Origin of the sequence: Micromonospora sp. NPDC049282 (genome assembly GCF_043197045.1) — a bacterium.
GTDB lineage: Bacteria > Actinomycetota > Actinomycetes > Mycobacteriales > Micromonosporaceae > Micromonospora.
On sequence record NZ_JBICSL010000002.1, the window covers coordinates 504,482 to 530,383 of the forward strand.

Below are 25,902 nucleotides of genomic sequence, written 5' to 3' on the forward strand. Positions count from 1 at the left end.
GGCGCGGACCTACAGGGAGACCACGCGGCCGCCGAAGGTGACCGTCAGGCGGCCGTCGGAGGCGAAGGACCAGCCCAGGGCGCCGGAGTAGGTGGCACAGCGGGAGCCGTTGGAGCCGGACCAGAACTGGTTCGAGCCGTCCACGTTGCCGACCGTCTTGTCGTTCGACCCGCTGCCGCTGCGGCAGGACGTGTTGTTGCGGAAGACCGAGGTGCCGGCGTCGAACGAGAAGTTGCGCTCGGTGTTGTCGATGCTCAGGTTGTTGGAGATCGTCATCGTGCCGGGGTTCCGGTTGTAGGTGAAGCCGTGCTTGCCGTTGCGGTACGCGATGGTGCGCCGGACGGTGTGGTTGACCGCGATGTCCTCGCCGCCGAGCTTGAAGCCGTTGCGGTCGCCGTTGCCGGCCTGACCGCCGTTGCTGAGCGTGCCGTTGTTGTAGGAGAGGGAGTCCTCGATGGTCACCGCGCCGATCGCGCCGGTGTCGGTCTTGGTGTAGAGGTCCCAGCCGTCGTCGATGTTGTGGTGCGACACGGCGTACCGGAAGACGTTGCCGCCGCCGACGGTGAGCTTGGCGGCGAACCCGTCGGCGTCCTCGCCGTCGGAGTCGGCGTTGTCGTGCGACTCGACGCTGACCATGAGGTTGTTCGCGGGCCACTGGTCACGTGGGGTGCTGGACGCGATCCGGGACAGTTGCAGGCCGGTGTCGCGGTTGAACCGGGTCACCGTCCGCTCGATGATGTTGTTGCTGCCGCCGACGAAGATGCCGTTGTCCCCCGCGCGTTCGACCACGATCCCCCGCACGTGCCAGTAGGACGCGTTCAGCGCGAGGCCCCGGTTGGCCGGGTCCTCGCCCATCGCGGAGAAGTTGAGGATCGGGGTCTCGCCCGGGTAGGCGTACAGATTCTTGCGGGCGCTCGCGGTGCCGTTGTTGCCGGCGGCGATGGTGACCGTCTGGGCCAGGCTGTAGGTGCCGCCGCGCAGGTAGACGGTGCCGCCCGCGCCGACCCGGGTGATCGCCGAGGCGACCGTGGTGGGGTTCGCCTGGGTGCCGGCCGCGCCGGCGGTGCCGCTCGGCGCGGCGTACACCGCTCCGCTCGTCGGCGGCGGAGTCGTCGGCGGCGGCGGGGTGGTCGGCGACGGCGGTGGGGTCGTCGGCGACGGCGGGGTCGGGGTGAGGGTCCCACCGGGGTCGGTGGGGATGGCCCCGCCGCAGAGGACGCCGTTGACCGCGAACGAGGACGGCTTGGAGTTGTTGCCGTTCCAGGCGCCGTTGAAGCCGAACGAGGTGGTGGCGTTCGTGCCGAGGCTGCCGTTGTAGCTGACGTTGGCGGCCCGCACCGACGCGCCGGTCTGGGTGATGTCGGCTCCCCAGGCCTGGCTGACGGTCTGGCCGTCGTTGAAGTTCCAGGTGACGGTCCAGCCGTTCAGCGGATCGCCGAGGTTGGTGAGGTTGACGTTGGCGGTGAAGCCGCCGGACCACTGCGCGGTGACCGCGTAGTCGACCCGGCAGCCGGCGGCCGCCTGGGCGGCGGTCGCGCAGACGGCCAGGCCGGAGGCGGCGAGCGTCGCCGCCGCGGCCGCGGATGTCCACAACACGGTACGGCGCTGTCTGTTGATCATGAAGGTTCTCCTGCGGGTGATGGTTGCCACGCCGGCACCGGCACCGATGCCCGGTCGGTGCCGTCGGCGGGCCCTTCCTGCCCCGGACGTCCGTTCTCGACGGACCCGTTGCGCCTCCCGCGCAGAAAGCGCTTTCAGCGCAGACTACTGACGTACGTCGATGCGGTCAATCGGATCGGCCGATGCTCACAGTGGACCCAGCACGGCGACCGGATCGGCGTCCCACGCCAGCGTCTCCAGCACGGTGAGCAGTTGGCGCTCCTCGTACCGGAAGTGCGACTCCATGATCGCCGCCACGCCCTCCAGGTGCCGGCCCAGCTCCTCCGGCGGGACGTCCCGGGCCACCGCGGCGGACAGCCCGGCCAGCAGGTGCCCGATCATCGAATGGTCCTGCCGCAGGCGGCGCAGGGTGTCGCGCAGCTCCGGGTGCCGGGCCGCGATCGCCGGGAACAGCTCCCGGTCCTCGCCCTCGTGGTGTGCGGTGAGCGCGGCGCAGAACCCGTGACAGAACAACAGCAGGTCACGGGTGGCCGGCCCGGCGGACCCGCCGTCGGCCAACGCCTCCCGGGTCACCCGTAGCGCCTCGCGCAGCCGTCCGTGGACGCTCCGCAACTCTCGACTCCAGGCCACCAGCCTGGTCTGCTCGCCGTCACGCATCAGGTGACGGCGAAGGGACGACGGTGGTCATCGTCATGCTCCCTCCGGTCCGGCGCCTCCATGCCTGACACGGTCTGCCACCGGCACGCGACGCTGGCCCGACCCTACCGGCTGACGCGCGATGACCAAGCCGCGTGTCGACTCCCGGACCGCCGCGGTCGCCGCCGCCACCGACCTCGGCATAATCCGCTGCTGAGAGCGTTAACATCGCCGTCCCTAGATCCGCTGTTCCTATCGCGCGGCCACCGCCTGCGTGGTGAACGTGTTGACAGTCGCCAATGTAAACGCCACGCTAAGAGCGATTGTTAGCGTTAACTAGTTCGTCATCTCCGCTGGAGGAGGATCGATGGACCCCACCACCACCCGCCGTCGACTGGCGGCCGCGCTGGTACCCCTGGCCCTGCTGGTCGCGGCCACCGCGACCGCGGTCGGCTCCGCCGCGCCCCCGGCGCGCGCCGCCGGCACCGGCCCCTGCGACATCTACGCCGCCGGCGGCACGCCCTGCGTGGCCGCGCACAGCACCACCCGCGCGCTCTACGGCGCCTACGCCGGGCCGCTCTACCAACTGCGGCGCGCCTCCGACAACACCACCCGCGACGTCGCCCCGCTCGCCGCCGGAGACGTCGCCAACGCCGCCACCCAGGACGCGTTCTGCGCCGGCACGAGCTGCCTGATCAGCGTCATCTACGACCAGTCCGGCCGCGGCAACCACCTGACCCAGGCCCCGCCCGGCGGGTTCTCCGGCCCGGCCGCCGGCGGCTACGACAACCTCGCCGACGCCACCCTCGCCCCGGTCACCCTCGGCGGCCGCAAGGCGTACGGGGTGTTCGTCGCCCCCGGCACCGGCTACCGCAACAACAACACCAACGGCATCGCCAAAGGCGACCAACCCGAAGGCATGTACGCCATCTTCGACGGCACCCACTACAACGGCGGCTGCTGCTTCGACTACGGCAACGCCGAAACCAACAGCCGCGACAACGGCAACGGCACCATGGAAGCCATCTACTTCGGCAACATCAAAGTCTGGGGCTACGGCACCGGCAACGGCCCCTGGATCATGGCCGACCTCGAAAACGGCCTCTTCTCCGGCGTCAACCCCGGCTACAACGCCAACGACCCCTCCATCAGCCACCGCTTCCTCACCGCGATCGTCAAGGGCGAACCCAACCACTGGGCCATCCGCGGCGGCAACGCCCAATCCGGCGCCCTGTCCACCTTCTACGACGGCAAACGACCCAACGCCTCCGGCTACAACCCGATGAAAAAAGAAGGCGCCATCATCCTCGGCATCGGCGGCGACAACAGCCACGGCTCCGCCGGCACCTTCTACGAAGGCGTCATGACCTCCGGCTACCCGTCGAACACCACCGAGGACGCCGTCCAGGCCAACATCACCGCCGCCGGCTACGCGGCGAGCACCGGCGGCAGCCGGCAGAACGTCGAGATCGTGGGCAGCCAGTCCGGACGCTGCGTCGACGTGCCGAACGGCGCCACCACCAACGGCACCCAGGTGCAGCTCTACGACTGCCACGGCGGCACCATGCAGCGCTGGACCTACACGTCGGCGCGGCAACTCCAGGTGTACGGCAACAAGTGCCTGGACGCCAACGGCCAGGGCACCAGCAACGGCACCGCCGTCATCATCTGGGACTGCAACGGCCAGGCCAACCAGCAGTGGAACCTCAACGGCAACGGCACCATCACCGGCCAGCAGTCCGGGCTCTGCCTCGACGCCAACAGCGCCGGCACCGCCAACGGCACCAAGCTCATCCTCTGGGCCTGCAACGGCGGCGCCAACCAGCAGTGGAGCCTGCGCAACTGAGCCACGGGCCGGGCGGAGCACGATCCGCCCGGCCCGTACCCGCGCCACCCCACCCGCACCCCGCCACCGCCCGCCCCACCACGAAAGGCCCCTCATGTCCGCTCCTGGAATGAACCGCCGGATGCTCCTGCGCGCCACCGGTGCGACCGCCGTCGCGACCGCGGCCGGCGGCGCCGTCGGCTCCCTGTCCAGTGGCGGCACGGCCGGCGCCGCCCTGGCCCCGGCCCGACCGGACATCGGCGTCTCCGCCTACGCGTTCGACCCCGGCCAGGCGCGGCTGACCGCCGGCCGGTGGCTGGACAACCAGAACCGCACGCTCTCCTACCTGCGCTTCGTCGACGTGAACCGGCTGCTGTACAACTTCCGGGCCAACCATCGGCTCTCCACCGCCGGGGCCGCCGCCAACGGCGGCTGGGACGCGCCGAACTTCCCGTTCCGCACCCACATGCAGGGCCACTTCCTGACCGCCTGGGCGCAGGCCTGGGCGGTGACCGGCGACACCACCTGCCGGGACAAGGCGGTCACCATGGTGGCCGAGCTGGCGAAGTGCCAGGCCAACAACGGCGCGGCCGGCTTCAACGCCGGCTACCTGTCCGGCTTCCCCGAGTCCGACTTCACCGCGCTCGAGGCTCGGACGCTGAGCAACGGCAACGTGCCCTACTACTGCGTGCACAAGACGCTCGCCGGCCTGCTCGACGTGTGGCGCCTGATCGGCAGCACCCAGGCCCGCGACGTGCTGCTGGCGTTCGCCGGCTGGGTCGACTGGCGCACCGGCCGGCTCAGCTCGGCCCAGATGCAGGCCATGCTCGGCACCGAGTTCGGCGGCATGAACGCGGTGCTGACCGACATCTACCAGCAGACCGGCGACGCCCGGTGGCTGACCGCCGCCCAGCGCTTCGACCACGCCGCCGTGTTCAACCCGCTCGCCGCCAACTCCGACCAGCTCAACGGGCTGCACGCCAACACCCAGGTGCCCAAGTGGATCGGCGCGGCCCGGGAGTACAAGGCCACCGGCACCACCCGCTACCGCGACATCGCCGCCAACGCCTGGAACATCACGGTCGGCGCGCACACGTACGCCATCGGCGGCAACAGCCAGGCCGAGCACTTCCGCGCACCCAACGCCATCGCCGGCTACCTGCGCAACGACACCTGCGAGGCGTGCAACACCTACAACATGCTCAAGCTGACCCGGGAGCTGTGGCAACTCGACCCGGACCGGGTCGCCTACCCCGACTTCTACGAGCGGGCGCTGCTCAACCACATGATCGGCCAGCAGAACCCGGCCGACCCCCGTGGCCACGTCACCTACTTCACCCCGCTCAACCCCGGTGGACGACGCGGCGTGGGCCCGGCGTGGGGCGGCGGCACCTGGAGCACCGACTACAACTCGTTCTGGTGCTGCCAGGGCACCGGGCTGGAGACGAACACCACGCTGGCCGACGCGATCTACTTCCACAACGGCACCACGCTGACCGTGAACCTGTTCGTGCCGTCGGTGCTCAACTGGAGCCAGCGCGGCATCACGGTCACCCAGAGCACCTCGTACCCGGTGTCCGACACGACGACGCTTACCGTCACCGGCTCGGTGAGCGGGTCGTGGACGATGCGTATCCGGATCCCGTCGTGGACGACCGGGGCGACGGTGAGCGTCAACGGCGCGGCGCAGGGCATCGCCACCACGCCGGGCAGCTACGCCGTGCTGACCCGCGACTGGACCTCCGGCGACGTGGTCACGGTCCGGCTGCCGATGCGGGTGACCACGGTCGCCGCCAACGACGACGCGGCGGTCCAGGCGGTCATGTACGGGCCGGTGGTGCTCTCCGGCAACTACGGCAACACCACGTTGAGCGCGTTGCCGACGCTGGAGACCGGCTCGGTCACGCGCACCGGCGGCGACTCGCTGGCGTTCACCGCCCGGGCCAACGGCGCCACGGTCAACCTGGGGCCGTTCTACGACGCGCACGGGTTCAACTACACGGTCTACTGGCGGGCCGGCACGAGCAGCGGCGGTGGCGGCGAGGCGAGCTTCCGGCTGGCGAACGCGGCCAGCGGCCTCGTGCTCGGGATCCAGAACATGTCCACCGCCGACGGTGGGCTCGCCCTCCAGTGGGGCGACACCGGCACCGCCGACCACGACTGGCAGCTGGTGGTCGACGGGTCGGCGCTGAGGCTGCGCAACGTCAACAGCGGCAAGGTGCTCGGCGTGGAGAACATGTCCACCGCCGACAACGCCCGGATCCTCCAGTGGGCCGACAACGGCACCGCCGATCACCTCTGGACCGTGGTCGACGTCGGCGACGGCACCCACAAGCTGCGCAACTCGCACACCGGCAAGCTGCTCGGCATCTCCGGGGGCTCGACCGCGCAGGGCGCGCAGGCCGTGCAGGACCCGGACAACGGCAGCCTCGACAACCAGTGGCGGTTCCTGCCGAACGGGGCCCGCCGGTTGCAGAACCTCGGCAGCGGGCTCGTGCTCGGCGTGCAGGACATGTCCACGGCCGACGGTGGGCTCGTCATCCAGTGGGGTGACACCGGCACCGCCGACCACCTCTGGACCGCGCTCGTGGACACCGGCGGCTACCTGCGGCTGCGCGCCTCGCACAGCGGCAAGGTGCTCGGCGTCGAGGGCGGTTCCACCGCCGCCGGCGCCCGGGTCGTGCAGTGGGCCGACAACGGCGCCGCCGACCACCGGTGGCGGCTGCGCCACGGCGGGAACGGCTACTTCCGCATCCAGTGCGCCAGCGGCGGCCGGGTGCTGGGCCTCAGTGGCGGCTCCGGCAGCCAGGGCGCGCAGGCCGTCCTCAGCGACGACACCGGCGCCGCGCACCAGCGCTGGCGGTTCGTCTGAGATGTGGGGTACGCGGGCGCTCGGTCCGCGTACCCCCGGTGACGCCGCCGTCGCCGGGCCGGGCGACCCGGCGACGGCGGCTCAGCCTCGCCGTGCCGCCCGGCGCCCGCCATCGGACGCCGGGCGGCGGGCGCCGGGGCGACCGGCAACGGCTCAGCGCTGCGGGGGCGGGCCGACGCTGCGCCGGGACACCAGCGTCGGCGCGATGGTCTGCCGCAGCGGCCCGACGCTGGCGGACTCGATCTGCGCCAGCAGCAGGCCGAGGCTCGCCCGGGCCACCGCCGCGAAGTCGGGCCGGACGGTGGTCAGCGGCGGGATGAAGTAGGCCGCCTCGGGCACGTCGTCGAACCCGACCACGCTGATGTCGTCCGGTACCCGCCGGCCGTGCTCGTGCAGCGCGCGCAGCACGCCCAGCGCCAGGTGGTCGTTGGCCGTGAAGACGGCGGTGACCTCCGGCATCCGGGCCAGCATCTGCCCGCACCGGTAGCCCGCCGCCGCGGACCAGTCCGCCGGGACCAGCGGCGGCACCTCGGCGCCGGCGAGCCGCAGCGCCTCGCGCCAGCCTTCGATCCGGCCGGCGCTGTCGAACCAGTCGGACGGGCCGGACACGTGCCAGACCGTGCGGTGCCCGGCGTCGAGCAGGTGCTGGGTGGCGGCCCGGGCGCCGGCGACCTGGTCGACCGTCACCAGCGGGATCGGCCGGCGTGGGTCGCCGTCGACGGTCACCAGCGGCACGTCGTGGGGCAGCCGTTCGAGCGCCGCACCGGCCGACTCGACCGGAGCGATCACCACGATGCCGGCCACCCGGTGCGCCAGGTGTCGCTCCACCGCCGCCGAGATGGAACGGTGGTCGAGGTCGCTGACGCTGCCGACGCTGACCGCGAAGCCGGCCTCGGCGGCGGTCTGCTCCAGCGCGGCCAGCAGGGAGGCCGGACCGTAGAGGGTGGTGTTCTGCGCGACCACGCCGATCACCTGGGACCGGCCGGTGACCAGCGCGCGGGCCGCGCGGTTGGGCCGGTAGCCGAGTTCGGTGATGGCCGCCTGGACCCGCAGCCGGGTCTGTTCGCGCACGTTGGGGTGCCCGTTGAGGACCCGGGAGACCGTCTGGTGGGAGACACCGGCGAGGCGAGCCACGTCCGTCATCGCAGGACCGCGCACGGCCACCTCACTTTCGCACATGCCCGCGTGGCCGAACCATGTCGACGTCGACCGGACCGGCCAGGGTGGCGACAGTCTACGCCAGTTGTCCCACCGGTCACGGTAGGGCCGATCAACGAATCGATTCGTCGCGCCGGAATGTCGGAGAATGGCCGGCGGCGCTCATTCCTCTCCCGCCCGTACGGCGCGAAGTGGCAGGTCCGGTGGCCCGGGGCGGGGCATTCCCGACGGTTGTCGGGACCCGCCCCGGGCAATTTCCGGACCCGTCAAGGACCGAAAATAGTGACCCGCGTCACGGCGTTGTCACGGAGAACTGGCGCGCCGTCACCGCGCCGCCCAGTGATTGGGTGGCGTAGTTGAAGATGCCGAACCGGTAACCCATGAAGAACTGCCACGCGTTGTTGAGCGTCAGCGCGTTGCCCAGCGGGACGAAGGTGACCCCGTCGGTGCTGTAGGAGAACTTCGCCTGCCGCCCCGAGCCGGGCCGGATGTCGGCGTTGACCCGCAGCCAGATCCGCCCGCCGGAGACCGCCGCACTGGCGACCTCACTCCCGGTGGAGGTGGTGTTCCAGGCGCCGCTGGCCATGGTCAGACCGTTTGTCATGACCACCCGGGTGGCGCCGTTGTCCCGCCGGACCCCGATCCAGGCCGAGCTGTCGCGCAGCATGGCGAGCCCGGACCGGTCCCCGTCGCGCATGGCCGAGTAGTCCAGCTCGACGGTCGCGGTGGAGGTCGGACCCTGGATCCGGTGGGTCAGCGTGTTGCGGGCCTGGTAGAGGTCGTTGGTCACGGTGGCGGTCTGCAGGCGCAGGCCGTTGTTGACCGACCATCGACTGTTGTCCGGGTTGTGGTTCCACTCGTACTGCACGCCGAGCGTGGTGCCGGCGAACGTGTCGGTGCCGGTGAGCGGCTTCACCGGATGCAGCGGCAGCGGGTTGGGATAGCTCGCGCCCCACGCCCCGTTGACGGTCTGCAGCTGCGGCCAGCCGTCGGCGGTCCAGGTGATCGGCGCCAGCGTCGGCATCCGCCCGCCCGGGTACGCGTCGGTGAAGGCCATGTAGTACCAGGCGCCGTTGGGCGTCTGCACCAGGCCGCCCTGGTGCGGCACGCCGCCGCCGGAGATCGGGCCGGGCAGGTTGAGCAGCACCTGGCGCTGCTCGTACGGGCCGAACGGGCCGTTGGTGGACTTCAGCACGTACTGGCCGTTCGCCGGCCGGGTCAGCCAGATGTAGTAGGCGCCGTTGCGCTTGTAGAAGCGCGCTCCTTCGAGCGTGCCGATGCTCGACGGCGTCTGGTAGACCTGCTGGGCCCGCACCTGGCTGCGCCCGTCCGCGGACAGCTGCGCCACGCTGATCGTGCCGTTGCCGTACGCGACGTACATGGTGTCGTTGTCGTCGATCAGCATGCCGGCGTCGTAGTAGCAGTTGGGGATCGTGGTGAGCCTGCTCCACGCGCTGTCGACGGCGGACGCGGTGTAGATGTGCGTCTGGGCGAAGTCGATGCACCCGGCCCAGTAGTAGGTCTTGTTGCTCGGCCGGTAGTTCAACGTCGAGGCCCAGATGCCGTCCACGTACGCCTGGCTGCCCGGGGGCAGGTCGTACTTGGTCCCGAAGTCCAGCCGGGGCACCGAGTGCCCGGCGAACTCCCAGTTCACCAGGTCCCAGGAGCGCAGCACCGGCGCCCCGGGCGAGTAGTGCATGGTCGAGGCGGACATGTAGTAGATGTCGCCGACGCGGATGATGTCGACGTCGGCGAAGTCCTGCCAGATCGCCGGGTTGGTGAACGTGCCGCTCGGCGGCGGGGTGGTCGGCGGCGGGGTGGTCGGCGGCGGGGTGGTCGGGGTGCCACCGCCGTCGACGCGAGCCAGTTGCCACTGCTGGTTGCTGCCGTTCCAGTCGTCGTACTGGACGATGTTGCCGCCGTCGGCGGTCGAGGCGCCCTGCACCTCCACCGCCTTGTTCGAGTTGCGGTTGATCAGCCGGACGTAGCCGCCGTCCGAGTCCGCCAACCGGAACTGCTGGTTGGTGCCGCCGTGGTCGCTCCACTGCACCACGGCCGCGCCGTTGGCCGTGGACGCGCCGGTCACGTCCAGCACCTTGCCGGAGTGCCGCGACCGCAGCCGGTAGTAGCCGCCGCCCGAGTCCACGAACTGCCACTGCTGCCACGCCCCGTCGTTACGCGTCCACTGGGTGATCCGCGCCCCGTCGTTCGTGGCCTGGTTGTACAGGTCCAGCGCCTTGCCGCTGTTGCGGTTCACCAGCACGTACCACGCGTTGGTGTCCACCGTCGCCGCCGAGGCCGGCGTCGGGACCAACCCCACCAGCACACCGCCGACCACCATCGCCACCAACCCCGCCAGGAGCCGGGACAGCCGAGCTGTCACCACCATGACCCTCCTCATGTGATCGTTAACAGTCGTCCCTGCCCGAGGGGAATCGGTGCCTGGTGGCAGCCATGGCGGGGGCCCGGCCCGGAACGGCCCGCGGAAGCTGCCGGCAATCCGACACATCGACTGTGAGCGATAACAAGACGTTCGTCAAGGCGTAGCGCCGCAGACACGAACGGGTGGCGCGCCCCCGACTCGGACATGGGGGCACGCCACCCGTGGCGCGTCCGGCGCGGTCAGAAGCCGCGCGCGAGCCGGTGGTACGCCTGGTTCCAGCGCAGCTCGTCGGCGAACCGGTGCGGCACGGTGTCGCCGTCGATGACGGCCAGCTCGGTACGCGTCATCTCGGCCAGGTCACGCAGCTCCTCCACGCCCACCGCCTGGGAGAGCACGGTGTGGTGCGGGGCGCCCGCCGTGATCCACGCCTCCGCCGACGCGGCGAGGTCGGGGCGGGGCCGCCAGACCGCCCGGGCCACCGGCAGCCGGCGCAACGGTTGCGGCGGCGGCACCACGTCGACCACGTTGGCCACCAGCCGGAACCGCTCCCCCAGGTCCGACATGCCGAGCACGACGGCCGGGCCCGACGCCGCGTCGAAGACCAGGCGGACCGGGTCCTCCCGGCCGCCGATGCCCAGCGGGTGCACCTCCGCCGTCGGCACGTCGGCGGCGATGCTCGGGCACACCTCCAACATGTGCGCGCCGAGGACCAGCTCGTGACCGAACGTCAGGTCGTAGGTGTAGTCCTCCATGAAGGACGTGCCGCCCTCGACGCCGACCGCCATCGCCTTCAGCGTCCGCACCAGGACCGAGGTCTTCCAGTCCCCCTCGCCGCCGAACCCGTACCCGTCGGCCATCAGCCGCTGCACCGCGATGCCGGGAAGCTGGCGCAGACCGCCGAGGTCCTCGAAGTTGGTGGTGAAGGCGCGGAAGCCACCGTCGTCCAGGAACGCGCGCAGCCCCAGCTCCTGGCGTGCGGCGTAGCGCAGCGAGTCGTGCCGGTCCCCGCCGGCCCGCAGCGCGACGTCCAGCCGGTAGGTGTCGTCGTACTCCTTCACCAGATCGTCCACCTGCGCCTCGGCGACCTGATCGACCACCGCGACCAGGTCGTTCACGCCGTAGGTGTTGACCGAGACGCCGAACCGCAGCTCCGCCTCGACCTTGTCCCCCTCGGTGACGGCGACGTCACGCATGTTGTCGCCGAAGCGGGCCAGCCGCAGCGTTCGCACCGACGACCAGCCGATGGCCGCGCGGGCCCAGGCCGCCACCCGCGCGACCACCCTCGGGTCGGTGACGTGGCCGGCCACGGTCTTGCGGGCCACCCCCAGGCGGGTCTGGATGTACCCGAACTCGCGGTCGCCGTGCGCGGCCTGGTTCAGGTTCATGAAGTCCATGTCGATGGTGTCCCACGGCAGCGCCACGTTCGCCTGGGTGTGCAGGTGCAGCAGCGGCGTCTGCAACGCGTCCAGTCCGGCGATCCACATCTTGGCCGGCGAGAACGTGTGCATCCAGGCGATCACCCCGACCGCGCCCTGCACGGCCGCGTCCCGGCACATCGCCAGGATGTCCGTGCTGGAGGTCAGGACCGGCTTCCAGACCACGCGGACCGGGATGTCCGACGACTCGTCCAGCCGGGCGGCGATCTGCCGGGACTGGTCGGCGACCTGCCGCAGGGTGTCCTCGCCGTAGAGGCCCTGGCTACCGGTGAGGAACCAGACCTCGGGCTGGGGGTGAGTTGCCATGTTGTTGCCTTCCGCGCTAGTTGCCGTCACTTGAACCGGATGCCGATGAGGCGCTGGAGGAGGATGAACGCGAAGAGCAGCCCGCCGATCACGATCTTGGTCCACCAGGAGTTGAGGCTGCCGTCGAACGTGATCAGGGTCTGGATCACGCCCAGCACCAGCACCCCGAGCACGGTGCCGAAGACGTAGCCCGACCCGCCGGTGAGCACCGTGCCGCCGATGACGACCGCGGCGATCACGTCCAGTTCCATCCCGACGGCGATCAGCGGCGCGCCGGACAGCGTGTAGAACGACAGCAGGATGCCGCCGATGGCCGAGCACAGCCCGCTGATCGTGTAGACGGCGATCCGGGTGCGACCCACCGGCAGGCCCATCAGCAGCGCCGACTGCGCGTTGCCGCCCACCGCGTACACGTTGCGGCCGAATCGGGTGTACGCCAGCACGTACGCGGCGACCAGCACCACCGCGAACGCGATCAGCACGCTGATCGAGACGAAGTTTCCGGCCGGGTTGCCGATCCGCTGCTGGGACATGCCGGTCCAGAAGCCGTCGGTGATGGAGATCGAGGAGCCGCTGATGAACGTGCACATGCCCCGGGCGAAGAACATCCCGGCGAGCGTGACGATGAACGGCTGGATCTCGAAGAAGTGGATCGCGCAGCCCATCAGGAACCCCAACGTCGGGCCGATGAGCAGCGCGATGACGAGCACCAGGGCCGCGGGCACGCCGTCGCGGAGCAGCGCGGCCGACACCATCGCGGTCATCGCCACCACCGAACCGACGGACAGGTCGATGCCGCCGGTGAGGATCACGAACGTCATGCCGACGGCGACCACCAGCACGAAACCGTTATCGATGAAGACGTTGAAAATCACCTGGACGTTGGAGAAGGCGCGGTACTGGGACACGCCGATGCCGTACATCACCAGCAGCAGCGCGAGCGTGGCCAGGACCGGGACGTGCCGCCGGGGCAGGCTGGGCCGCCACGACCGGACGGCGGACAACGACGTGCTGCTCATGCCGGCACCTGCTCCTTCTCCCGCTGCGGCGCCGTCGGACCGGGCTCGACGCCACGTCGGCGCCGCCGGAACCGGGCCCGGAACGCCGGGGCCTGCACGAGACAGACGGCGATGACGACGACCGCCTTGAACAGCAACGACGTCTGCGGCGAGATGTTCATGGCGTACACCGTGGTGGTCAGGGTCTGGATGATCAGCGCGCCGAGGACGGTGCCGCTGAGCGAGAACCGGCCGCCGGCCAGCGAGGTGCCGCCGATCACCACCGCGAGGATCGCGTCGAGTTCGATCCACAGCCCGGCGGCGTTGCCGTCCGCGCTGGACACGTTCGCGGTGACCATGAAACCGGCCAGCGCGGCGCAGGCGGCGCTCACCACGTAGACGAGGAAGACCACGCGGCGCGACCGGATGCCGGCCAACCGGCTGGCCTCGGCGTTGCCGCCGACCGACTCGACGATCAGCCCGAGCGCGGTGCGCCGGGTGAACGCGGCCACCAGCAGCGCCGCGGCCAGTGCGATCAGGATGGCCAGCGGCAGCGTCAGGAAGTGCCCGAGCCCGATCGCCCGGTACGGCCCGGAGTTGATCGTGATGATCTGCCCCTCGGTGACCAGCTGGGCGATCCCCCGGCCGGCCACCATCAGGATCAGCGTGGCGATGATGGGCTGGATGCCGATGACGGAGACCAGCACGCCGTTCCACGCGCCGAGCACGAGCGCGGCCCCGAAGGCCAGGGCCAGCGCGGTGAACACGGTGGACAGGCTGTTCTGGTCGGCCGCGCCGCTGATGTGCAGGCAGGCGATCGCGCCGCTGATGGCGCAGAGCGAGCCGACGGACAGGTCGATGCCGCCGGTGGCGATGACCAGGGTCATGCCGAGGGCGACCAGGATCAGCGGCGCGCTCAACCGGAGGATGTCCACCGGGGTGCCGTACAGGTGGCCGTTCTTGACCTCGACGGCGAGGAAGCCGGGTCGGTAGACGGTGTTCGCGGCGATCATCACCACGAGCACCAGGGCCGGCCAGAACAGTCGGTGCCCGGTCAGCGGGCGGAGGCGGTCGGCGACGGTGTTCATCGGTTCACCTCCTCCCGGGGGGTTCCGCTGGCGATGGTGCGCATGACGCGGTCGGCGTCGAGCGTGTCGTCGTTGTCGAGCTGGGCGACCATCTCGCGGTCGCGCATGACCGCCACCCGATGGCTCAGGCGCAGCACCTCCTCCAGCTCGGCGGAGATGAACAGCACCGCCATGCCGCCGTCGGAGAGCTGCACCACCAGTTTCTGGATCTCGGCCTTGGCGCCGATGTCGATGCCGCGGGTGGGCTCGTCGAGGATGAGCAGGCGCGGCTCGGTGATGAGCCAGCGCGCCAGCAGCACCTTCTGCTGATTGCCGCCGGAGAGGTTGCGCACCGGCAGCTCCGGGTTCGCCGGTCGGATGCTGAGCGCCTGGACGTACCTCTGGACCAGCTCGTCCTGCCGGCGGCGCGGGATCGGCCGCAGCCAGCCGCGCGCGGCCTGCATCGCCAGGATCATGTTCTCCCGGACCGACAGCTCCGGAACGATGCCCTCCGCGCGGCGGTTCTCCGAGCAGAAACCGATGCCCTGGTCGATGGCCTGGATCGGGGTACGCAGCGGCGAGCGGGCACCGTCCGTGCGGACCTGGCCGTGGTCGGCGCGGTCGGCGCCGAAGATCAGCCGGGCCACCTCGGTGCGGCCGGAGCCGAGCAGGCCGGCCAGGCCGACCACCTCGCCGGCGTGGATGCGCAGGCTGAACGGGGCGACCGCGCCACGGCGGCCCAGCTCGGCGGCGTCCACCAGCGGGGCCCGCCCGTCCGGCGCGACGGTGGCCCGCTTCTGCTGCTCCTCGAGCCGTTCCAGCACGTCCAGCTCCTGGCCGATCATCTTCTCGACCAGGCTGAACTGCGGCAGCTCCTCGGTGCGGTACTCCCCCACCAGGGTGCCGTTGCGCAGCACCGTGATGCGGTCGGCGATGGCGTAGACCTGGTCCAGAAAGTGGGTGACGAAGAGGATCGCGATCCCCTCGTCCCGAAGCTGACGCATGATCCGGAACAGCTGGGCGACCTCACCGGCGTCCAGACTGGAGGTGGGCTCGTCGAGAATGAGCACCCGGGCCTGGACGTCGATGGCCCGGGCGATGGCGACCATCTGCTGCACGGCCAGCGAGTATGTCCCGAGCTGCGCGCCGACGTCGAGGTCGAGGTCGAGCCGGGCCAGCAGTTGCCGCGCCCGCCGACGCATCTCCCCCCAGCGCACGGCGCCCAGGCGGCGGGGCTCCCGGCCGATGAAGATGTTCTCCGCCACCGACAGGTTGGTGCAGAGGTTGACCTCCTGGTAGACGGTGCTCACGCCGGCCGCTGCGGCCTGCATCGGCCCGGTGAAGGACACCTGGTCACCGGCGAGCGTGACGGTGCCGGCGTCGGTGCCGTAGACGCCGGTCAACACCTTGATCAGGGTCGACTTGCCGGCGCCGTTCTCACCCATGAGGGCGTGGACCTCGCCCGGGAACAGCCGGAAGTCGACGTCGTGCAGCGCGCGGACCCCGGGGAAGGTCTTGCTGATTCCGGTCATGGTCAGGACCGGACGGTCACCCGTCATGCCATCGGACCTCTTCTTGAACGGTGGTGGCACGGGGGCCGCCGTCGGCGCGACGGCGACCCCCGGTGTGGGTCAGTACTTGCGGTTGGGCAGCGCCTCCTTGGCCTGCTCCTGGGTGAAGGTGGTCTCCTCGGTCTCGATCCGGGCCGGCACCTGTTCGCCGGCCTTGACCTTCTTCGCCAGGTCCATCAGCTGCGGGCCGAGCAGCGGGCTGCACTCCGCGATGAAGTTGAACTTGCCGTCGGCGAGGGCCTGCATGCCGTCCTTCACCGCGTCGACGGTGATGATGGTGATGTCCTTGCCGGGCACCTTGCCGGCCGCGGTGATCGCCTCGAGCGCGCCCAGGCCCATGTCGTCGTTGTGCGCGAAGAGCACGTCGATCTTCGGGTTGGCCTTGAGGAACTGCTCCATCACCTGCTTGCCGCCGGCGCGGGTGAAGTCACCGGACTGGGACGCGATGATCTTCAGGTTGGGGTTGGCCGCGATCGCCTCGCCGAAGCCCGCCTTGCGGTCGTTCGCCGGCGCGGAGCCGGTCGTGCCCTGCAGCTCGACGATGTTGACCGGGCCGGTGGCCGCCTTCTTCTGCTCCACCAGCCACTCGCCGGCGAGCCGACCCTCCTTCTTGAAGTCCGACCCGAGGAACGTCTTGTAGAGCGACTTGTCGGCCGAGTCCACCGCGCGGTCGGTCAGGATCACCGGGATCTTCGCGTCCTTGGCCTCCTTGAGCACGGTGTCCCAGCCGGACTCCACCACCGGCGAGAAGGCGATCACGTCGACCTTCTGCTGGATGAAGTTCCGGATCGCCTTGATCTGGTTCTCCTGCTTCTGCTGCGCGTCGTCGAACTTCAGCTCGATGCCGGCCTGGCCCGCCGCCTCCTTGATCGAGGTGGTGTTGGCGGTACGCCAGCCGCTCTCCGCGCCGACCTGGGAGAAGCCCAGGACGATCTTGTCGTTGCCCCCGCCGCCGGAATCTCCGCCGGTGTCGCTGTTGCCGCAGGCGGCCATGCTGCCGGCGAGCAGCACGCCGGCCAGGGCCGCGATGACCGTACGTGCCGTGCTCCTGGTTCTCATCGATTCTCCTCAGGGTGGGTGATCCGGAGGCGCGACCGGCGGGGCCGGGGCGACCGGTTGTGGTGGTGGGATGAGGTGGTGCTGGTCGGTGTCAGCCGCTCGCCGGGCGTTGGCCGTACACGTTCTGGTAGCGGTCGTAGAGCGAGTCGATGTCGGCCGGCGCGATCGGCAGCGGCTGCCCGAGCGCGCGGGCCAGATGCGCGGTGCGGGCGACGTCCTCGCACATCACCGCGGCCTTGACCGCCGCGCGCGCGTCCTTGCCGACGGTGAAGACGCCGTGGTTGCGCATGAGCACCGCGGGCGAGCGGTGCCCGGCCAGCGTGCTGACGATGCCCTTGCCGATGTCGTCGCCACCGATCAGCGCGAACGGCCCGATCGGGATCTCGCCGCCGAACTCGTCGGCCTGCGCGGTCAGCCAGCACGGGATCGCCTCGCCCCGGGCCGCCCAGGCGGTGGCGTAGCCGCTGTGCGTGTGCACGACGCCGCCGACCTCGGGCATCGCGCGGTAGACGTAGGCGTGCGCGGCGGTGTCGCTGGACGGCGAGCCGCCGCCGTCGACCACGACGCCGTTCAGGTCGCAGAGCACCATGGTGTCGGCGGTCAGGTCGTCGTAGTCCACCCCGCTCGGCTTGATGACCAGGAGGTCCTGTCCCGGGACGCGCGCCGAGACGTTGCCGGAGGTCCAGGCGACCAGGTTGTAGCGGGTCAGTTCGCGGTGCAGCCCGGCCACCGTCTGCCGCAGCGCGGCGATCTGCCGGGTGACGTCGGGGTTCATCCGACCACCTCCAGGGCCGGGTCGGTAGGCGCCGTGGCGGCGTCGACCGCCGCGTTCCGGATCGCCCGCAGGCGCAGCATGACGTCGTTCGCGCCGCGACCGAAGTGGTCGTGCAGCGTTCGGTACTCGGCGTAGAGCGCGTCGTACGCCCGCACGTTCTCCGGGATCGGCCGGTAGACGCCCTCGTCCACCCGTCCCATGACCGCCGACGCCTCGTGGATCGACGGGTAGGCCCCGGCGGCGACCGCCGCGTGGATGGCGGAGCCCAGCGCCGGGCCCTGTGCCGAGCCGATGATGCCCAGCGGCCGGTTGGTGACGTCGGCGTAGATCTGCATCAGCAGCCGGTTCGAGGTGAGCCCGCCGGCCACCACCAGGTCGTCGACCGGGACGCCCGCCTCGGCGAACGCCTCGACGATCATCCGGGTGCCGTAGGCGGTGGCCTCCAGCAGCGCGCGGTAGACGTCCGGCGGCCGGGTGGCCAGGGTCAGCCCGACGACAAGCCCGCTGAGGTCGTGGTTGACCAGCAGGGACCGGTTGCCGTTCCACCAGTCCAGCGCCACCAGCCCGTGCGCGCCGACCGGCTGGGCGGCGGCCAGCTCGGTGAGCCGTTCGTGCGAGTCGAGGCCGGACGGCGCGGCGTGCCGCACGAACCAGCCGAAGATGTCCCCGACGCCGCTCTGCCCGGCCTCGTAGCCCCAGGCGCCCGGGCTGATGCCGCCGTCGACCACGCCGCACATGCCGGGCACCTCGGCGGGGTGGGTGCCGTTGAGCACGTGGCAGGTGGAGGTGCCCATGATCGCCACCAGCCGCCCCGGGCGCAGCGCCTGGGCGGAGGCCGCGGTGACGTGCGCGTCGACGTTGCCGACCGCGACCGCGATGCCCTCGGGCAACCCGGTCCAGGCCGCGGCGCGGGCGCTGAGCGTCCCGGCCCGGTCGCCGAGCGGCAGCAGCGGGCCGTCCAGTTTGGTCACGAAGTCGGTGAAGCCGGGGTCGAGCGCGGCCAGGTAGTCCGCTGACGGATACCGGCCGTCCTGCCGGATGCCCTTGTAGCCGGCGGTGCAGGCGTTGCGCGTCTCGGCGCCGCACAGCTCCCACACGATCCAGTCGGCGGCCTCGATGAAGCGCTCGGCCCGCCGGTAGACCTCCGGGTCCTCGGCCAGGATCTGCAACCCCTTGGCGAACTGCCACTCGGCGGAGACCTTCCCGCCGTAGCGGCCGATCCAGGGTTCGCCGCGCTCGTGCGCCAGCGCGTTGATCCGGTCGGCCTGCGACTGCGCGGCATGGTGCTTCCACAGCTTGACCCAGGCGTGCGGCCGGTGGCGCAGCTCCGGGACCTCGCACAGCGGGGTGCCGTCGGCGAGCGTCGGCAACACGGTGCAGGCGGTGAAGTCGGTGCCGATCCCGATCACCCGGGCCGGGTCCACCCCGGCCGCGGCCAGCGCGGCGGGCACCGCCTCGCGCAGCACGTCGCGGTAGTCGTCGGGATCCTGCAACGCCCAGTCCGGGGGCAGCGCCGGACCGCCGTCGGGCAGGGCCGCCTCGATCACCCCGTGCCGGTACTCGTGCACCGCCGTGCCGACCTCGGCGCCGTCCCGGACCCGCACCACGAGCGCGCGCCCGGACAACGTGCCGAAATCGACCCCGACCACATAACGGTCGGGTCCCTCCACCTCGCTCATCTGCACCTCTCCCGTGTCACGGAGTTAGTGTTAGCGCTCACATATACATCCGTCAAGACACCTGCGCGCAACGGCTGCGTAACGAGAGCCGATGCGGCCCGACGATCATCGACGCCCGCGCCGGGACCGGCCCGGCCGCTCTGCGCCGGAGATCGTCGAGCGACGCCGCCACCGCTGCGGCTCGGACCGGACCACCATTGTGTTAGCGACAACAATTGACGCCTTGTAGAGATCGCTTTCCGATCACCCCGCGCCACCCGGGGTGGAGTTCATCCGCACGCGCCGCAGCCCGGCAGAGGGCCTCTCAACGGCCCTTTCTCCCGCCGAGGACACGCCTTCCAGACCCGCCGGAGGCCGCCGGGAAGCACGTCATGCTATTTACACAGTTTGATGTCAGCGATAACATCCGCGACATCGCTGTGCCGACGGGACGTCCCCGGGCGGACGCCACCGGCACCGCGGCGAGGCGGCGGCCGGCGGCGTCCCCGGCCCTCGCCGAACCACCACCCCGAGCGGCCGCCGGCGGCCCACCGGTCCCCTCGACGCCACGGCCTCCCGGTGACCACCGCCCCCGTGGCACGGGCCGTCGCGAGCGGCCGCTCCCACCGGGCGTCGGCACCGTCGGCGCCCGTCCACCGAGGAGGACCTGTGCGCAGAAGGACACGACGGTTACTGGCCACCCTGGGGGTGGCGGCGGTCGCGCTCGCCGCCACCGTCGTCGGCGGGGCCGCCGCCCCGCAGCCGGCCCGGGCGCTCGACAACGGCGCGGCCCGTACGCCGCCGATGGGTTGGAACAGTTGGAACACGTTCGGGTGCAACATCAACGAGACGTTGATCCGGCAGATGACCGACGCGATGGTCAGCTCGGGGATGCGTGATGCCGGTTACCAGTACGTCGTCGTGGACGACTGTTGGATGAACCCGAACCGGGACTCGGCGGGGAACCTGCAGGGCGACCCGAGTCGTTTCCCGTCGGGCATGAAGGCGCTCGGTGACTACATCCACGCCCGGGGGTTGAAGTTCGGCATCTACCAGGGCCCGTTGGACAAGACGTGCGCGCAGTACTTCAACAGCTATCCCGGCGCGACCGGGGCCCAGGGACACGAGGCCCAGGACGCCCGCCAGTTCGCCGCCTGGGGCGTGGACTACCTCAAGTACGACTGGTGCTCGCCCAGCGGCACCATCGACGAGCAGGTACGCGTGTTCAACATCATGCGCGACGCGCTCGCCGCGACCGGCCGGCCCATCGTCTACAGCATCAACTCCAACAGCGTGCACTCCAAGACCGGCCCGCAACGCAACTGGGGCGACGTGGCGAACATGTGGCGCACCACCGAGGACATCACCAACACCTGGAACAGCGGGCAGACCAACGGCTACCCGATGGGCATCCAGAACATCGTCGACGTCACCGTGCCGCTGGCCGCCCGGGCCAAACCCGGCGCGTTCAACGACATGGACATGCTGGAAGTCGGCCGCGGCGGCATGACCGACACCGAGATGCGCAGCCACTTCGCGCTCTGGGCGGTGCTGGCCTCACCACTGATCGCCGGCAACGACCTGCGCAACATGAACACCGCCACCCAGACGATCCTGAAGAACGCCAACCTCATCGCCATCAGCCAGGACCCACTCGCCCTGCAAGCCACCCAGGTCTCCTTCGACGGCACCCGCCGCGTCCTGGCCAAACCACTGGCCAACGGCGACGTCGCCGTCACCCTGTTCAACCAGGGCAACACCACCACCACGATCACCACCACCACCACCGCGGTCGGTAAGAGCGGCACCTCGTTCACCCTGCGCGACGCATGGACCGACACCACCTCCACCAGCACCGGCACCATCTCCGCCAGCGTGCCCGCACACGGCACCGTCGTCTACCGGGTCAGCGGGGGCGGCACCACCACCCCGCCGCCCACCCCGACCACGTTCCGGCTGCGCAGCGAGTCGGCCGGACGCTGCCTCGACGTCGACAACGGCGGCACGGCCAACGGCACCGGCACGCTGATCTGGGACTGTCACAACAACGCGAACCAGCAGTTCACCGCCAGCGGCCAGACGCTGCAGGTGCTGGGCAAGTGCCTGGACGTGCCGACCAGCGCGACCACCGGCACCCGGGTGCAGATCTGGGACTGCAACGGCGGCACCAACCAGCAGTGGACGTTCAACGGCAACGGCACGGTGAGCAACGGTCGCTTCCCGTCCCTGTGCCTGGACGTCGACGGCGGCGCCTCCGCCAACGGCACCCGGGTGATCCTCTGGACCTGCCACGGCAACACCAACCAGCGGTGGAGCCGGGCGTGACCCTGCGGCCGGCCGGACGGCTTCCCCGCCGTCCGGCCGGCCGGCCTCAGCGGCTGCCCGCGGCGCGGCGCTTGTTCCAGATGTCGAACGCCACGGCGGCGAGGAGCACCAGACCCTTCACCACCGACTGGATGGACTGGTCGACGCCCATGAGCTGCATGCCGTTGCTCATCACCGCCATGATCAGGCCACCTACCATCGCGCCCACGACAGTGCCGACCCCGCCGGTGACCGCCGCGCCGCCGATGAAGGCCGCCGCGATGGCGTCCAGCTCGAACATGTTGCCCGCCGCCGGCTGGGCCCCGTTGGACCGGGAGGAGTAGATCACCCCGGCCACCGCGGAGAGGAAGCCCATGTTGACGAAGACCCAGAAGTTGACCGTCTTCACCCGGACGCCGGACAGCGTCGCCGCCGGCAGGTTGCCGCCGATCGCGTAGACCTGGCGGCCGAAGACGGTACGGCGGGTGAGCAGGCCGTAGACGAGCACCAGCACGGCCAGCACGATCAGCACGATCGGAAGGCCCCGCGCGTGGGCGAGCTGCCAGGCGAACCACAGGACGACGGCGCCGACCACCACCACCCGGAGGACGAACAGCGGGAACGACTCCACCGGCTGCTCGTGGCGGACCCGGGCCAGCCGGGTCCGGAAGACGCTCGCGGCGTACCCGACCACCGCGAAGACGCCGATGAACAGCGTGAAGGCGTCGAAGCCCTGCCCACCGAGGAGCCCGTTGAGGAAACCGGCGGCGACCCGCTGGTACTCGGCCGGGAACGGCGACAGCGAGATGTTGTCCAGCACCCGCAGCGTCAGGCCGCGGAACAGCAGCATGCCGGCCAGGGTGACGATGAACGCCGGGATCCCGGCGTAGGCGACCCAGAGGCCGTGCCAGGCGCCGACCGCCACGCCCACGGCGAGCGCGGCGAGGATGCCGACCCACCAGGGCATGCCTTCCCGGATGACGAGCACGGCGGAGACCGCGCCGGTCAGCGCCACCACCGACCCGACGGACAGGTCGATGTGGCCGCCGATGATCACGATGACCATGCCGATCGCGAGCACCAGGATGTAGGAGTACTGGAGCACGATGTTGGTGAGGTTGCCGGGACTGAGCGAGACGCCGTCGGTGAGGACCGCGAACAGCGCGACGATCACCACCAGGGCGATGTAGATGCCGCTCTGCCGCAGGTTGCCGAGGATCAGCGTCCGCGGGTCGCTGGTGCCGGTGTGCAGGGTGGCCGTCGGCCCGGAGTCGGGCTCGGTGACCTTCGGCGAGGTGGAGGGCTTCGTGCTGGTCATCGGACGAGATCCCTGTCCTTGGTCATGAGTTCCATCAGGTTCTCCTGGGTCGCCTCGCCCACCGGCAGCTCCCCGGTGATCCGGCCGGCGGCCAGGGTGTAGATGCGGTCGCACATGCCCAGCAGCTCGGGCAGCTCGGACGAGATGATGACGACGGCCTTGCCGTCCGCCACCAGGCGGTTGACGATCGTGTAGATCTCGAACTTCGCCCCGACGTCGATGCCCCGGGTCGGTTCGTCGAGGATCAGCACGTCCGGGTCGGTGAACAGCCACTTCGCCAGCACGACCTTCTGCTGGTTGCCGCCGGAGAGCTTGCCCACCACCGACATGACGGTCGGCGCCTTGATGTTCATGTCGCGCCGGCCCCGCTCGGCGACCTTGATCTCCTCGTTGCCGTCGATCCAGCCGTTGCGCGCGAGCTTGCCGAGCGCGGCGGCCGAGATGTTGCCCCGCACGTCGTCGATCAGGTTGAGGCCGTAGTGCTTGCGGTCCTCCGTCGCGTACGCGATGCCGTTGCCGATCGCCTCGGCCACGGTCCGGGTCCGCACCTCCCGACCGTTGACGAAGATCCGCCCGGAGATGTCCCGGCCGTAGGCCCGGCCGAACACGCTCATCGCCAGCTCGGTGCGGCCGGCGCCCATCAGCCCGGCGATGCCGACGACCTCGCCGGCGCGGACGGTGAGCGAGGCCCGGTCGACCACCAGCCGGTCCTGGGTGGGGTGGCGCACGGTCCAGTCCTCGATCCGCAGCACCTCGTCGCCGGGCCTCACCTCCCGGGTCGGGTAGAAGGCCGCGAGGTCGCGGCCGACCATGCCGCGGATGATCCGGTCCTGGGTCGCCGTGTCGTCGCCCATGTCGAGCGTCTCGACCGTCCGGCCGTCCCGGATCACCGTGGTCGAGTCGGCGATCGCGGTGATCTCACCGAGCTTGTGGGAGATCATGATGCAGGTGATGCCCTGGTCACGCAGCCGGCGCAGCAGGTTCAACAGGTGCGCCGAGTCGACGTCGTTGAGCGCCGCGGTCGGCTCGTCCAGGATGAGCAGCCGCACCTTCTTGGACAGCGCCTTGGCGATCTCCACCAGCTGCTGCTTGCCCACCCCGAGCTGGATGACCGGGGTCACCGGGTTCTCGTCCAACCCGACCGACCGCAGCAGGGCCGCGGCCTCCGCGTTGGTCCGGTGCCAGTCGATCAGCCCGCTGCGACCGCGGCGCTCGTTGCCGAGGAAGATGTTCTCCGCGATCGACAGGTACGGCACCAGCGCCAACTCCTGGTGGATGATGACGATGCCGCGCGACTCGCTGTCGCGGATGCCCCGGAAGCCGACCGGCTCGCCGTCGAGGACGATCTGCCCGTCGTAGCTACCGGTCGGGTACACCCCGGAGAGCACCTTCATCAGGGTGGACTTGCCGGCGCCGTTCTCGCCGCAGATCGCGTGGATCTCGCCGCGCCGCACGGCGAGCGACACGTCCTGGAGCGCGGCCACTCCGGGAAAGGTCTTGGTGATGTTCCGCATTTCGAGGATGTGATCGCTCATGGAAACCGTCCTGGTCGTGGCCGTCGCGTCCGGAGCCGGCGGACCCGGTGGCGCGGCACGCCCCCGGGTCCGCCGCGCGCTCAGCCGGCCCGTCCGGCGGCGACCTCCTGGGCGGTCAGGTAGCCGGAGTCGATCAGCACCGACTTGATGTCGTCCTTGTAGACGGTCTGCACCGGCAGCAGGAACGCGGGCACGACCTTGTTGCCGTTGTCGTACGCCTTGGTGTCGTTCGCCTTGGGCTCCTCCTTCTTCAGGAACGCCTCGGCGGCGACCACGGCCTGGTCGGCCAGCAGGCGGGTGTCCTTGAAGACGGTCGAGCTCTGCACGCCGTCGTTGATCAGCTTGACCGAGGCGACCTCGGCGTCCTGGCCGGTGATCACCGGCATCTTCTTGGCCCCGCCGCGGTAGCCGGCGTTCTGCAGGGCGGTGATGATGCCCCGGGACAGGCCGTCGAACGGCGACAGCACGCCGTCGACCTTGCTGCCGTCGTTGTAGCTGGAGGTGAGCAGGTCCTCCATCCGCTTCTGCGCGGTCTCCTGCTGCCAGCGCAGGATGGCCACCTGCTCGATCTTCGTCTGGCCCGACTTCACCTTCAGCGTGCCGGCCTCGAAGTACGGCTTGAGCGTGTCCATCGCGCCGTTGAAGAAGAAGTGGGCGTTGTTGTCGTCCAGGGAGCCGGCGAACAGCTCCACGTTGAACGGGCCGGTCGCGGTGCCCTTGGAGCCGTCCTTGTTCTGCAGCCCGAGGCCGACCAGCAGCGCGTTGGCCTGCGCCACGCCGACCTTGTAGTTGTCGAAGCTGACGTAGAAGTCGACGTTCGGGCTGTTGCGGATGAGCCGGTCGTAGGAGATGACCGGGATCTTCGCCGCCGCGGCGGCCTGGAGCTGACCGCTGAGCGCGGTGCCGTCGATCGGGGCGATCACCAGCACGTCCGCGCCCTGGGTGATCATCTGGTCGATCTGCTGGGACTGGGTGGGGATCTCGTCCCCGGCGTACTGCAGGTCGACCTTGTAGCCCTTGGCCTGCAGCTTCTCCTTCACCGAGTTGCCGTCGGCGATCCACCGCTCCGAGGTCTGGGTCGGCATCGACACGCCGATGGTCAGGTCGCTGGGCTTGGCTGAGCTGGTGTCACCGCCGCCACCCGCGCCCTCACCGCTGCATGCGGCCAGGCTGACGGCGATCGCGACGCCGCCGAGCGCGGCCAGAAATCGTCTGCGCACGAGCTTTCCTCTCCCCTACGTACTCCACGAACCGCACAGGTATTCCTCCCGGGGAGTGTTAACGCTCACAAGTTGCACCGTCAACCGATCGGGCGAAATGCGCATGTCTCGGTCTCGTAACAGGAGCGTCGTGGAGAGGGACCGGCAGCGTGCGGGGCGGC

The 25,902-nt window shown here is 70.5% G+C and carries 17 protein-coding genes; 3 read left to right on the forward strand and 14 right to left on the reverse strand.

All coding sequences use genetic code 11. The features are described 5' to 3' along the window. Positions 1 to 9 precede the first annotated feature (9 nt). Positions 10 to 1,620, reverse strand: a complete 1,611-nt coding sequence (locus tag ACGFI2_RS06145) for a cellulose-binding domain-containing protein (protein WP_393511411.1) — start codon at positions 1,618 to 1,620, stop codon at positions 10 to 12. A gap of 186 nt (positions 1,621 to 1,806) precedes the next feature. Continuing rightward, positions 1,807 to 2,277 (reverse strand): hemerythrin domain-containing protein, encoded by a 471-nt coding sequence (locus ACGFI2_RS06150; RefSeq protein WP_393511414.1) that lies wholly within the window; start codon positions 2,275 to 2,277, stop codon positions 1,807 to 1,809. Positions 2,278 to 2,623: 346 nt separating this feature from the next. Between ACGFI2_RS06150 and ACGFI2_RS06155 the strand changes: the two genes are divergently transcribed. After that, the gene (locus ACGFI2_RS06155; protein WP_393511417.1) at positions 2,624 to 4,102 is read left to right on the forward strand and encodes an arabinofuranosidase catalytic domain-containing protein; all 1,479 of its coding nucleotides are present in this window, start codon (positions 2,624 to 2,626) and stop codon (positions 4,100 to 4,102) included. A 94-nt stretch (positions 4,103 to 4,196) separates the two neighbouring features. Next, on the forward strand, positions 4,197 to 6,953 hold the full coding sequence (locus ACGFI2_RS06160) for a beta-L-arabinofuranosidase domain-containing protein (RefSeq protein WP_393511420.1): 2,757 nt from the start codon (positions 4,197 to 4,199) through the stop codon (positions 6,951 to 6,953). Positions 6,954 to 7,106: 153 nt separating this feature from the next. Here ACGFI2_RS06160 and ACGFI2_RS06165 read toward each other — a convergent pair whose 3' ends face one another. The 9 genes from ACGFI2_RS06165 to araB form a co-directional block, all read right to left on the reverse strand. Further along, positions 7,107 to 8,096, reverse strand: coding sequence for a LacI family DNA-binding transcriptional regulator (locus ACGFI2_RS06165; RefSeq protein WP_393511423.1), 990 nt, complete (start codon positions 8,094 to 8,096; stop codon positions 7,107 to 7,109). Between the two features lie 307 nt (positions 8,097 to 8,403). Then, positions 8,404 to 10,500, reverse strand: coding sequence for an RICIN domain-containing protein (locus tag ACGFI2_RS06170; RefSeq protein ID WP_393511426.1), 2,097 nt, complete (start codon positions 10,498 to 10,500; stop codon positions 8,404 to 8,406). A 233-nt stretch (positions 10,501 to 10,733) separates the two neighbouring features. Beyond that, positions 10,734 to 12,236 (reverse strand): L-arabinose isomerase, encoded by a 1,503-nt coding sequence (gene araA / locus ACGFI2_RS06175; protein ID WP_393511429.1) that lies wholly within the window; start codon positions 12,234 to 12,236, stop codon positions 10,734 to 10,736. A gap of 26 nt (positions 12,237 to 12,262) precedes the next feature. After that, positions 12,263 to 13,255: a galactofuranose ABC transporter, permease protein YjfF gene (gene yjfF, locus ACGFI2_RS06180; protein ID WP_393511432.1), complete on the reverse strand. Its 993-nt coding sequence runs from the start codon at positions 13,253 to 13,255 to the stop codon at positions 12,263 to 12,265. After that, positions 13,252 to 14,322 (reverse strand): ABC transporter permease, encoded by a 1,071-nt coding sequence (locus ACGFI2_RS06185; RefSeq protein ID WP_393511435.1) that lies wholly within the window; start codon positions 14,320 to 14,322, stop codon positions 13,252 to 13,254. Before ACGFI2_RS06185 ends, yjfF begins: the two co-directional genes overlap by 4 nt. Then, entirely contained in the window at positions 14,319 to 15,860 is a 1,542-nt protein-coding gene (locus ACGFI2_RS06190; RefSeq protein WP_393511438.1) for a sugar ABC transporter ATP-binding protein, read from the reverse strand. The genes ACGFI2_RS06185 and ACGFI2_RS06190 overlap by 4 nt, the downstream gene beginning before the upstream one ends. A 72-nt stretch (positions 15,861 to 15,932) precedes the next feature. Continuing rightward, positions 15,933 to 16,931, reverse strand: a complete 999-nt coding sequence (locus tag ACGFI2_RS06195; RefSeq protein WP_393511441.1) for an ABC transporter substrate-binding protein — start codon at positions 16,929 to 16,931, stop codon at positions 15,933 to 15,935. Between the two features lie 91 nt (positions 16,932 to 17,022). Continuing rightward, entirely contained in the window at positions 17,023 to 17,706 is a 684-nt protein-coding gene (locus ACGFI2_RS06200) for an L-ribulose-5-phosphate 4-epimerase (RefSeq protein WP_393511444.1), read from the reverse strand. Next, the gene (gene araB, locus ACGFI2_RS06205) at positions 17,703 to 19,385 is read right to left on the reverse strand and encodes a ribulokinase (RefSeq protein ID WP_393511447.1); all 1,683 of its coding nucleotides are present in this window, start codon (positions 19,383 to 19,385) and stop codon (positions 17,703 to 17,705) included. The genes ACGFI2_RS06200 and araB overlap by 4 nt, the downstream gene beginning before the upstream one ends. A gap of 648 nt (positions 19,386 to 20,033) precedes the next feature. On the opposite strand from araB, the gene ACGFI2_RS06210 reads away from it, so the two are divergent. After that, complete coding sequence (locus tag ACGFI2_RS06210; protein WP_393511450.1) at positions 20,034 to 21,689, forward strand: glycoside hydrolase family 27 protein; 1,656 nt, start codon at positions 20,034 to 20,036, stop codon at positions 21,687 to 21,689. A gap of 46 nt (positions 21,690 to 21,735) precedes the next feature. On the opposite strand, the gene mmsB is transcribed toward ACGFI2_RS06210, so the two are convergent. The 3 genes from mmsB to chvE all read right to left on the reverse strand — a co-directional run bounded on the left by mmsB (position 21,736) and on the right by chvE (position 25,741). Then, complete coding sequence (mmsB, locus tag ACGFI2_RS06215) at positions 21,736 to 22,986, reverse strand: multiple monosaccharide ABC transporter permease (protein ID WP_393511453.1); 1,251 nt, start codon at positions 22,984 to 22,986, stop codon at positions 21,736 to 21,738. Beyond that, positions 22,983 to 24,521, reverse strand: coding sequence for a multiple monosaccharide ABC transporter ATP-binding protein (gene mmsA, locus ACGFI2_RS06220; RefSeq protein ID WP_393511456.1), 1,539 nt, complete (start codon positions 24,519 to 24,521; stop codon positions 22,983 to 22,985). Before mmsA ends, mmsB begins: the two co-directional genes overlap by 4 nt. A gap of 80 nt (positions 24,522 to 24,601) precedes the next feature. Continuing rightward, entirely contained in the window at positions 24,602 to 25,741 is a 1,140-nt protein-coding gene (chvE, locus tag ACGFI2_RS06225) for a multiple monosaccharide ABC transporter substrate-binding protein (RefSeq protein WP_393511459.1), read from the reverse strand. Positions 25,742 to 25,902 lie beyond the last annotated feature (161 nt).